The 9,700-nt window shown below is 49.1% G+C and carries 8 protein-coding genes and 1 pseudogene; 7 read left to right on the top strand and 2 right to left on the bottom strand.

Translation table 11 applies throughout. From position 1 onward, the window contains the following. Window positions 1–44 precede the first annotated feature (44 nt). From purM to purD, 4 genes are read left to right on the top strand one after another with little or no spacing between them, the layout of a single operon-like run. Window positions 45–1,085, top strand: a complete 1,041-nt coding sequence (gene purM / locus D368_RS19445; RefSeq protein WP_071391397.1) for a phosphoribosylformylglycinamidine cyclo-ligase — start codon at window positions 45–47, stop codon at window positions 1,083–1,085. Further along, window positions 1,082–1,669, top strand: a complete 588-nt coding sequence (purN, locus tag D368_RS19440; protein ID WP_071391398.1) for a phosphoribosylglycinamide formyltransferase — start codon at window positions 1,082–1,084, stop codon at window positions 1,667–1,669. The genes purM and purN overlap by 4 nt, the downstream gene beginning before the upstream one ends. Then, window positions 1,666–3,204 carry a bifunctional phosphoribosylaminoimidazolecarboxamide formyltransferase/IMP cyclohydrolase gene (purH, locus tag D368_RS19435; RefSeq protein ID WP_128575064.1) on the top strand — a complete coding sequence of 513 codons (1,539 nt, stop codon included), beginning with the start codon at window positions 1,666–1,668 and terminating at the stop codon, window positions 3,202–3,204. Before purN ends, purH begins: the two co-directional genes overlap by 4 nt. A 15-nt stretch (window positions 3,205–3,219) precedes the next feature. Beyond that, window positions 3,220–4,488 (top strand): phosphoribosylamine--glycine ligase, encoded by a 1,269-nt coding sequence (gene purD, locus D368_RS19430; protein WP_128575063.1) that lies wholly within the window; start codon window positions 3,220–3,222, stop codon window positions 4,486–4,488. Window positions 4,489–4,655: 167 nt separating this feature from the next. On the opposite strand, the gene D368_RS19425 is transcribed toward purD, so the two are convergent. After that, the gene (locus D368_RS19425; RefSeq protein ID WP_128575062.1) at window positions 4,656–4,886 is read right to left on the bottom strand and encodes a YgaP family membrane protein; all 231 of its coding nucleotides are present in this window, start codon (window positions 4,884–4,886) and stop codon (window positions 4,656–4,658) included. Window positions 4,887–5,007: 121 nt separating this feature from the next. On the opposite strand from D368_RS19425, the pseudogene D368_RS19420 reads away from it, so the two are divergent. The 3 genes and pseudogenes from D368_RS19420 (at window position 5,008) to D368_RS19410 (ending at window position 8,083) form a co-directional block, all read left to right on the top strand. Beyond that, window positions 5,008–6,749: pseudogene (locus tag D368_RS19420) on the top strand (adenine deaminase). Window positions 6,750–6,773: 24 nt separating this feature from the next. Then, entirely contained in the window at window positions 6,774–7,769 is a 996-nt protein-coding gene (locus D368_RS19415; RefSeq protein ID WP_071391403.1) for a DUF3048 domain-containing protein, read from the top strand. A 2-nt stretch (window positions 7,770–7,771) separates the two neighbouring features. After that, window positions 7,772–8,083, top strand: coding sequence for a YerC/YecD family TrpR-related protein (locus D368_RS19410; protein ID WP_003155745.1), 312 nt, complete (start codon window positions 7,772–7,774; stop codon window positions 8,081–8,083). A 35-nt stretch (window positions 8,084–8,118) separates the two neighbouring features. Here D368_RS19410 and D368_RS19405 read toward each other — a convergent pair whose 3' ends face one another. Next, window positions 8,119–9,693: an FMN-binding glutamate synthase family protein gene (locus D368_RS19405; RefSeq protein WP_071391404.1), complete on the bottom strand. Its 1,575-nt coding sequence runs from the start codon at window positions 9,691–9,693 to the stop codon at window positions 8,119–8,121. Window positions 9,694–9,700 lie beyond the last annotated feature (7 nt).

The following is a 9,700-nucleotide window of genomic DNA, read 5'->3' as shown; positions in this document are numbered from 1 at the left end:
TTTCTGCCTTTTAAGGAGAAACGAATTGACAAGGAGTGATAGGGATGTCTGATGCTTATAAAAATGCCGGAGTTGACATCGAAGCCGGATATGAAGCCGTCAAACGAATGAAAAAACACGTGGAGCGCACGAAAAGGCTCGGCGTTATGGGAAGCCTGGGCGGTTTTGGCGGAATGTTTGATCTGTCAGAGCTTCCGTATCAAAAGCCTGTTTTAATTTCCGGAACAGACGGTGTCGGCACCAAACTGAAACTCGCATTTTCAATGGATAAGCATGACACGATCGGCGTCGATGCGGTCGCGATGTGTGTAAACGATGTGCTTGCCCAGGGAGCGGAGCCGCTGTTTTTCCTTGATTATTTGGCGGTCGGCAAGGCTGATCCGGTGAAAATTGAGCAGATCGTTCAGGGTGTGGCGGACGGATGCGAGCAGTCAGGATCAGCGCTTATCGGCGGTGAGACGGCGGAAATGCCGGGGCTGTATACGTCTGATGAATACGATATTGCGGGCTTTTCAGTCGGCGTCGCGGAAAAAGATGAAATCGTCACCGGTGAACATATCGAAGAGGGGCATCTCTTAATCGGACTTACTTCAAGCGGCCTTCACAGCAACGGATTCTCCCTGGTGAGAAAAGTGCTTCTTGATGACGGCGGACTTGATTTGGATACTGTCTATGAACCGTTTGCGCGTCCTCTCGGAGAAGAATTGCTGGAACCGACGAGAATATATGTGAAGCCGGTGCTCAAGGCGGTGAAAAGCGGTAAGGTGGACGGCATGGCGCATGTGACAGGCGGAGGATTCATCGAGAACATCCCGCGGATGCTGCCGGACGGATTGAGCGCGGAAATTGATTACGGATCATGGCCGATCCCGCCGATTTTTCCGTTTCTGCAGGAGCACGGCAAGCTGAAAGAAGAAGAAATGTTCAATGTTTTTAATATGGGCATCGGTTTTGTCCTTGCCGTTAAAGAAGAAAACCTGACAGACGTCATCGGCACGCTTGAAGCTCAGGGCGAGAAGGCTTATTTGATCGGCCGGGTCAAGCGGGGCGAAGGCATTTCTTTCGGCGGTGCGGCTCTTTCATGAAAAAGTTTGCGGTATTTGCTTCAGGAAACGGATCGAACTTCGAGGCCATTGCCAAACGCATGAGAGAAGAGAAGTGGGATGCGGAGCTCTCGCTTCTCGTGACGGATAAGCCTCAGGCAAAGGCAGTGGAAAGGGCGGAGGCTTTACATATCCCGTCATTCGCCTTTGAACCGTCATCTTTTGAAAACAAAGCGGCCTTTGAACGGGCCATTATTGAACAGCTGCGTCTGCACGAGGCGGAATTAATCGTTCTCGCCGGCTATATGAGACTGATTGGAGATACGCTGCTTGGAGCATACGGGGGCCGCATTATTAATATACATCCCTCGCTTCTTCCGGCATTCCCTGGGATTGACGCTGTCGGACAGGCGTATCGGGCCGGTGTGAAAGTGGCCGGCATTACCGTTCATTACGTCGACGAAGGCATGGACACCGGACCGATTATCGCGCAAAAAGCATTCGAAATACAGGAAAACGATACGCTTGAAGACATAGAGCATACAATACACGAGCTTGAGCACAAATGGTATCCGAGCGTTGTGAAACGGCTGCTGGGACTAAATAACAGAGGTGAAAAGGCATGACAATCAAACGCGCACTAATCAGTGTTTCTGATAAAACAAATCTCGTACCTTTCGTAAAGGAACTGACAGAGCTCGGCGTCGAAGTCATTTCGACCGGAGGAACAAAAAAACTTCTTCAGGAAAACGGTGTGGATGTCATCGGCATTTCAGAAGTGACTGGATTTCCTGAAATTATGGACGGACGGTTAAAAACGCTCCATCCTAATATTCACGGCGGACTGCTTGCCGTAAGAGACAATGAAGAGCATATGGCGCAGATCAATGAGCACGGCATTGCACCGATTGACCTTGTGGTCGTCAACCTTTATCCGTTTAAAGAAACGATTTCAAAAGAAGACGTAACATACGATGAAGCGATAGAAAACATTGATATCGGCGGCCCCGGCATGCTGCGCGCTGCATCGAAAAACCATCAGGATGTGACGGTCATCACAGATCCGGCCGATTACAGCTCTGTGCTCAATGAGATGAAAGAACACGGCGGCGTTTCGCTCAAAAGAAAACGCGAGCTTGCGGCCAAAGTATTCCGCCATACCGCGGCATACGACGCATTAATCGCTGATTACTTAACACGCGAGGCCGGTGAGAAAGACCCTGAGCAATTCACCGTTACTTTTGAGAAAAAACAGTCGCTCCGCTACGGTGAAAACCCTCACCAAGAGGCGGTTTTCTACCAAAGCGCACTTCCTGTCTCCGGTTCCATCGCGGCGGCAAAACAGCTTCACGGTAAAGAGCTTTCTTACAACAACATTAAGGACGCGGATGCGGCCGTTCAAATCGTCCGGGAATTTACAGAACCCGCAGCTGTTGCCGTTAAACATATGAATCCATGCGGAGTCGGTACGGGAGCTTCAATTGAGGAAGCATTCAATAAAGCGTATGAAGCTGATAAAACTTCCATTTTCGGCGGCATCATCGCGCTGAACCGTGAAGTTGATCAGGCAACGGCTGAAGCCCTTCACGGCATTTTTTTAGAGATCATTATCGCCCCTTCTTTCAGTGAAGAAGCGCTGAACGTGCTGACGGCGAAGAAAAACCTTCGTCTGCTTACGCTTGACGTAACCGCATCAGGAAAGAAAGAAAAACAGCTGACTTCCGTACAGGGCGGTCTTTTGATTCAAGATTTAGACGTCCATGGATTTGATAATGCCGAAATCAGCATTCCGACAAAAAGAGAGCCGAGCGAGCAGGAATGGGAAGATTTGAAGCTGGCCTGGAAAGTCGTCAAACACGTGAAATCCAACGCGATCGTTCTTACAAAAGACCATATGACGGTCGGTGTGGGCGCAGGACAGATGAATCGCGTCGGTTCAGCCAAAATCGCCATTGAGCAGGCCGGAGAAAAAGCGAAAGGCAGCGCGCTCGGATCAGACGCGTTTTTCCCGATGCCGGATACAGTCGAAGAAGCCGCAAAAGCCGGTGTCACGGCGATTATCCAGCCCGGCGGATCGGTCCGCGATGAAGATTCGATTAAAAAAGCGGATGAATACGGAATCGCCATGGTATTCACCGGCATCAGACATTTCAAACATTAAGGAGGGGAACGAAGCGTGAATGTATTGATTATCGGAAAAGGCGGCAGAGAGCATACATTGGCTTGGAAAGCGGCGCAAAGCCCGCTTGTTGACACGGTGTACGCCGCGCCCGGAAATGACGGTATGGCAGACTGCGCGACGCTGGTCAACATTGAAGAAAGCGATCATGCCGCACTCATTGCGTTTGCGAAAGAACATCATGTCGGCCTGACGATTATCGGCCCTGAAGTTCCTCTGATTGAAGGGATAGCCGACCAGTTTGAAAAAGCCGGACTGCTTGTTTTCGGACCGTCTGAAAAAGCGGCTATTATTGAAGGAAGCAAACAGTTTGCCAAGGATTTAATGAAAAAATACGGCATTCCGACGGCGGAGTATGAGACGTTTACTTCATTTGAAGAGGCGAAAGCATATGTACAGCAAAAAGGCGCGCCGATTGTCATTAAAGCGGACGGACTTGCCGCCGGAAAAGGTGTCACGGTCGCGATGACGGAAGAAGAAGCGATTGAATGCCTGCACGATTTTCTTGAGGATGAGAAATTCGGGGAGGCGAGCGCATCTGTTGTCATTGAAGAGTTCCTCGCCGGCGAAGAATTTTCTTTAATGGCGTTTGTAAAAGGGGAGACCGTCTATCCGATGGTCATCGCTCAAGATCATAAACGCGCCTTCGATGGAGATAAAGGTCCGAACACGGGCGGAATGGGCGCCTACTCACCGGTGCCGCACATTTCCGATGATATCGTCAGAAGCGCAGTCGAAACGATTGTGAAGCCGGCGGCAAAAGCAATGGTGAAAGAGGGACGCTCCTTCACGGGCGTGCTGTACGCGGGGCTGATTCTGACGGAAAACGGATCAAAAGTCATTGAATTCAACGCGCGCTTCGGAGATCCGGAAACACAGGTCGTCGTGCCGAGAATGGAATCTGACCTCATTCAGGTGCTCTTAGATCTACTGCATGAGAAGGATGTTGACCTAAGGTGGAAGGACACGGCCGCGGTCAGCGTTGTGCTGGCTTCAGAAGGCTATCCGGAAGGCTATGCGAAAGGGACGCCGATCGGCAGTTTGACGTCCGCTGAAGACGGGATCGCCGTTTTTCATGCCGGAACGAAAAAAGACGGCGGACAATTTGTTACAAACGGCGGCCGGGTCGCCAATGTCACGGCATTTGCTGAGACATTTGAAGCGGCGAGGGATAAAGTGTACAGCGCCGTTTCAGGGCTGGCAAAACCCGGACTGTTTTACAGAAGCGATATCGGCGCCCGTGCGCTGAAAGCATCGCAGCGATAAAGAGGAAACCCCCGCGTCATATAAGATGCGGGTTTTCTTCTGAATGACGACTAAGATTGTCATGCAGTCTTGAATTCTGTCCCGGCTTTTGTGATGCCGGGATCGCCGGCAGATTCTTCTCAGACTCGCGGGACAGGAGAAATTAAATAACAAGCCGAAACGGCTTGTTATTTTTCTTGCTGGTAGCTGTCTTCCTGATTCATTCCGGTTTGGAACATATATGTCACCGGACAGAAGCGGAGGATGCCGGACGCCGCTTTCATCGCGCCCATTATCATACAGAAGAGATGCATCTTGCACCAAGGTTTTCTCGTGTATTTCGCTGAAGCGGCAGACAAAATGGTGAGGCCGCAAGTGATGCGCATAACGGCGTTTAATAAACTGATATTCGGTTTCATCATTTCAGCTCCCTTAGAAAAAGTTTTTCATTCATCTTCAATAATTTGTAACGTTTTAGCCGTGCGATAATTGTGCGGATGTGATACGATGGGTCTAATATAAGCGAAGGAGAGTATGTGAATGTCCGAACGTACCTTTAACTGGAAAAATAAAGACATCAGATCACAGGCGGATGTTGTAGACTCAAAGCTGCTTCCAACGCTACTTTTACGGGATGCTCTCGTATTAAATCCTTTTTTAAAACAATGGCTGAAAAAGAACGTCTGGATTTACGGAGACCGAATTGTATATGTTGGTCATGAGCTTCCTGATGCAGCAGAGCACATTCATACCATAAATTGTGAAGGAAAATACATTGTGCCAGGTTACATTGAACCGCATACACATCCTTTTCAAATATATAATCCCCAAACGCTCGCCGAATATGTGTCTCAATTCGGAACAACGACGTTTGTTAATGATAACTTGTTTTTCTTTTGCACAGCGGTAAAAAGAAAGCGCTTACTATATTGGAAGAACTGAAAAAACAGCCGGTGCAATATTTTTGGTGGTCCAGATATGATCTGCAGACTGAAGTGCTGAATGAGGATCAGCTCCTTTCTTTTGATGTCCGCAAGCAATGGATTGAGCACCCGGATGTCATTCAAGGCGGAGAATTGACCGGATGGCCGCGCCTCATGGACGGCGATGACTTGATGCTTCATTGCATGCAGGCGACAAAGAAACTGCGCAAGCGGATAGAAGGGCATTTTCCCGGAGCCTCTGAAAAAACACTGACGAAGATGAAACTGTTCGGGGCTGATTCTGACCACGAGGCGATGAATGGAGACGAGGTGATGAGACGGCTTGAATTGGGTTACTATGTCTCGCTCAGACATTCATCCATCCGCCCTGATTTGAGAACGATTTTGCAGGATCTCCATCAAAAAGGCTTCCGGCATTATGATCATTTCTTTTACACGACGGATGGAGCGACGCCGCATTTTTATAAAGGCGGCATGACGAATGAATTAATCAAAATCGCTTTGGAGGAAGGGGTTCCGGCGATTGACGCCTACAATATGGCCTCCTTTAATATCGCGAAGTATTATCAAATGGATGACTTTCTCGGTGTGATCGGTCCGGGCCGGCTTGCTTCATTGAACATTCTCGATGACCCGATGAATCCGGACCCGGTCACGGTGATCTCCAAAGGCATCCTGCTGAGGGAAGACGGCCGAAATATGAAGGCGTTTACAGAAACGGATTGGAAAAAGGGCGGTCTTGTCCCTCTTGAGCTTTCATATGATATGACGATGGATGATTTACAGTTTTCAATGCCGATGGGTGTGATAATGCGCAACGCCGTCATTATGGAGCCGTATATGATTGCGATTGATAATTCTGTTGACCAGCTTTCTTTTGATCATGATGAATGCTATCTCACGCTTCTCGATAAGCATGGAAAGTGGCGGGTCAATACAATGCTGAAAGGTTTTGCCGATCGGGTGCAGGGCTTTGTCAGTTCCTACACGACAACCGGAGATATTATCGCTGCCGGAAAAAATAAAGAAGATATCCTGCTCGCTTTCTCACGGATGAAAGAAATCGGCGGCGGAATCGTGCTTGCCGAAAACGGGAAGATTCTTCATGAGATTCCCCTCGCTTTAAACGGTTCTGCATCCGCGGAGAATTATGAAGAAGTGCTTGAGAAAGAGCAAAAACTGAGGACGTTGCTGGAGGAGCGGGGCTACCGATTCTGCGATCCGATCTATACGCTGCTCTTTTTGCAGAGCACACACCTGCCTTATATCCGCATTACGCCGAGAGGAATATTCGACGTGATGAAAAAAACTGTACTCTTTCCATCGATAATGCGTTAAAATATAAAAGCAGGGAGCCGACATATGAAAAGATGGAAAACCGTTTGTATGCTTTGTTTTGCGTTTTTGATGCTTGCCGCCTGCCGGCAGAACAATGCCGATCAGGTGCAGCCGAAAGAAGCGGAAGCTCCTTTAACGGGGCTGAAAACTGAGCAGAAGCTTGCAGAACGCCGTCCGATTGCAGTCGCAGTGAACAATCATCCAAAGGCGAGGCCCCAATCCGGGCTGTCAAAGGCGGATGTTGTCATCGAAGCGCTCGCGGAAGGCCGGATTACGCGGTTTCTCGCGATTTTTCAAAGTGAGATGCCGGAAACGGTCGGGCCTGTGCGGAGCGCGAGGGAATATTTTGTCACGCTCAGCAGCGGGTTTAACAGCATATTTGTCCATCATGGCTGGAGTCCCGGCGCTAAAAAGCAGCTGGAGTCCGGAACTTACGATTATATAAACGGTTTGGATTTTGACGGAAGCCTGTTTTGGAGAGCCGATTTCAGCAAGCCGCCCCACAATTCCTACACGTCGTATGACAATATCAGGAAGGCGGCGGAACAAAAAGGATACAAGCTGAACGGAAAAACAGAACCGCTCCCATTTCAGACATCAGATGCAAAACCCGGAAACGAAACCTACAATATTCGGATAGATTATGGAACACAAAACGTTACAAATCTTGTCGAATACGATTATGATAAAAAAGCTGATGCTTATACAAGAAGCTCTGATGGTGTGAAAGCGACAGACCGGGAGACCGGAAAGCCTTTAGCCATGCACAACATTTTTATTGTTGAAGCCGGCCATCGTATGACAGACAAAGATGGAAGGCGGGCCATCGATATTCAGTCAGGGGGGAAGGGCCTCCTGCTTCAGCACGGCGATGTTATAGAGTCAGACTGGGAATATAAAGACGGCCGTATTCTGCCCGTAAAAGGCGGTGAGATTCTTCCGTTTGTGCCAGGAAAGACATGGATTAATATCGTGCCTGATCTCGATGCAGCTTCCATTAGTAAAGGAGAAGGTGTTTGACGATGCAAATCGATAAATTACGCGGAAAAGAACTGGACCAGTTATTTTTATCTATTTTATCGCTGAAAGATCTGGAGGAATGCTATCGTTTCTTTGACGATCTTTGTACGATTAATGAAATCCAATCGCTGGCGCAGCGTTTGGAAGTGGCGAGAATGCTCCGCGAAGGAAATACGTATCACAAAATTGAAAGCGAAACGGGTGCTTCCACAGCGACGATTTCCCGGGTGAAGCGCTGCTTAAATTACGGGAACGACGCCTATGAAATGGCGCTTGACCGAGTAAACAAAGGAGAATCCTCCTCAGCTACGTAAAAAACCGCTCTGCCGATGACGGCAGGCGGTTTTTTTTATGCGTGCTGATTCAAAAGGCCGGGAAGTTCCCTCAGGCTTCCGTCTTCCTCCCGGTATACGATGTGTTCAGCTGAGAAATGAATCGGCGAGCTGATACCCGCCGCCGCGGCAAGGTGAAACAGCCCTTCACGCAACGAGAGCACGTAGTTGCAGACGCGGTGCTGTTTATCCTCGATACTGAGCGCGCGCTGAAGTTTTGGATCGGTTGTCGCTACTCCGACAGGACAATGATTGGTGTGGCATACTTGAGCGCGGATACAGCCGACTGAAAACATCATTCCCCGGGCAATATTGACAAAATCCGCGCCTAACGCGAGGGCAACGGCAATCTTATCCGGAGTGAGCAGCTTTCCGGATGCGAAAATTTTCAGCTTATCTCTTATACCGTATGTCTTCAAAAGGCCGTCAACAAGGGGGAGGCCGGTCAGAATCGGCAGGCCGACGGAATCCGCCAGTTCATGGAAAGAAGCTCCCGTTCCCCCTTCACTGCCGTCAATCGTAATAAAGTCGGGAAGTTTGCCTGATGAACTCATACAGGACATAAGGTCTTCAAGGTCTTTGCGGCTGCCCGGGACAATTTTGATGCCGACCGGTTTTTCACCGACAGTTCTTAATTTCTCAATGAAATCAAGCATGTCCGGAACATTTGAGAATTCGTTGAAGCGGTTTGGGCTGTCAATGGATTGTCCGGGCTGCACATTTCTGATGGCGGCAATTTCTTCGGTCACCTTTGAACCGTCAATATGACCGCCTCTTGCTTTCGCCCCTTGCGCAAGCTTTAATTCAAAGGCTTTAATCTGCTCGAGGCGGCTTTTTTTCTTAAATTCTTCCCATGAAAATTCTCCATCTTCAGTGCGCACGCCGAACAGCCCGGGGCCGATTTGGCAGATAATATCCGCGCCGCCTTTCAGGTGATACTCAGACAGGCCGCCTTCGCCTGTATTCATCCATGTGCCGCCGGCCTGGTGCAGCCCTTTTGACAGGGCGGTGATTGCCCTGTCGCCAAGTGAGCCGTAGCTCATCGCTGATTGTCCGATTAACCCTTTCACATAAAACGGCTTCTTGCATGTGTCGCGGCCGATCACTTGCACATCGTCCGGATGCAGGTAATAAGGGTCCGCTTTTGCTTTTTCGCGGTGTTCGCTGCGTTTCAGCAGGTTGTCCTTGTCAATCTTGTATACCATCGTGTCGATCTTCGGCGTCTGATCTGCGCGCAGCTCCTCCCTTTGTTTCGGGAAGAGGGCGTTACGGATATAATAGCCCGGCTGATTGAAATCCCGTTCTGAGCCGAAGCCCATCATTCTGCTCTTATACTTTCCCGACATGACCGTCTGTTCATATTCTCTCCGGGAAAACGGCTGTTCTTCGTTATCATTGCTGAATAAATACTGCCGCAGCTCAGGTCCGATTTTTTCAAATATGTAGCGCAGTTTTCCCGCTACGGGATAATTGCGCAGCACTGAATGTTCTTCCTGCTTTTCGTCTCTTATGTATATCCAGAGAAACAATGCGGCGGGAACTAAAATAATAAAAATCAATATACAAATCAGTACGATAATGGCTTGTTCCATTGAGATC

It is taken from the genome of Paenibacillus lentimorbus NRRL B-30488 (genome assembly GCF_000411595.1).
Classification (GTDB): domain Bacteria; phylum Bacillota; class Bacilli; order Bacillales; family Bacillaceae; genus Bacillus; species Bacillus velezensis.
The sequence above is the reverse complement of the archived record's forward strand: the minus strand, read 5'-3'. Positions and strand labels throughout refer to the sequence as shown.

Excerpts from the sequence above, each read along its gene's own strand:
- D368_RS19425 (WP_128575062.1), bottom strand. The coding sequence starts at position 4,886 with ATGAAACCGAATATCAGTTTATTAAACGCCGTTATGCGCATCACTTGC.
- D368_RS19415 (WP_071391403.1), top strand. The coding sequence starts at position 6,774 with ATGAAAAGATGGAAAACCGTTTGTATGCTTTGTTTTGCGTTTTTGATG.
- purM (WP_071391397.1), top strand. The coding sequence starts at position 45 with ATGTCTGATGCTTATAAAAATGCCGGAGTTGACATCGAAGCCGGATAT.
- D368_RS19405 (WP_071391404.1), bottom strand. The coding sequence starts at position 9,693 with ATGGAACAAGCCATTATCGTACTGATTTGTATATTGATTTTTATTATT.
- purH (WP_128575064.1), top strand. The coding sequence starts at position 1,666 with ATGACAATCAAACGCGCACTAATCAGTGTTTCTGATAAAACAAATCTC.
- purN (WP_071391398.1), top strand. The coding sequence starts at position 1,082 with ATGAAAAAGTTTGCGGTATTTGCTTCAGGAAACGGATCGAACTTCGAG.
- D368_RS19410 (WP_003155745.1), top strand. The coding sequence starts at position 7,772 with ATGCAAATCGATAAATTACGCGGAAAAGAACTGGACCAGTTATTTTTA.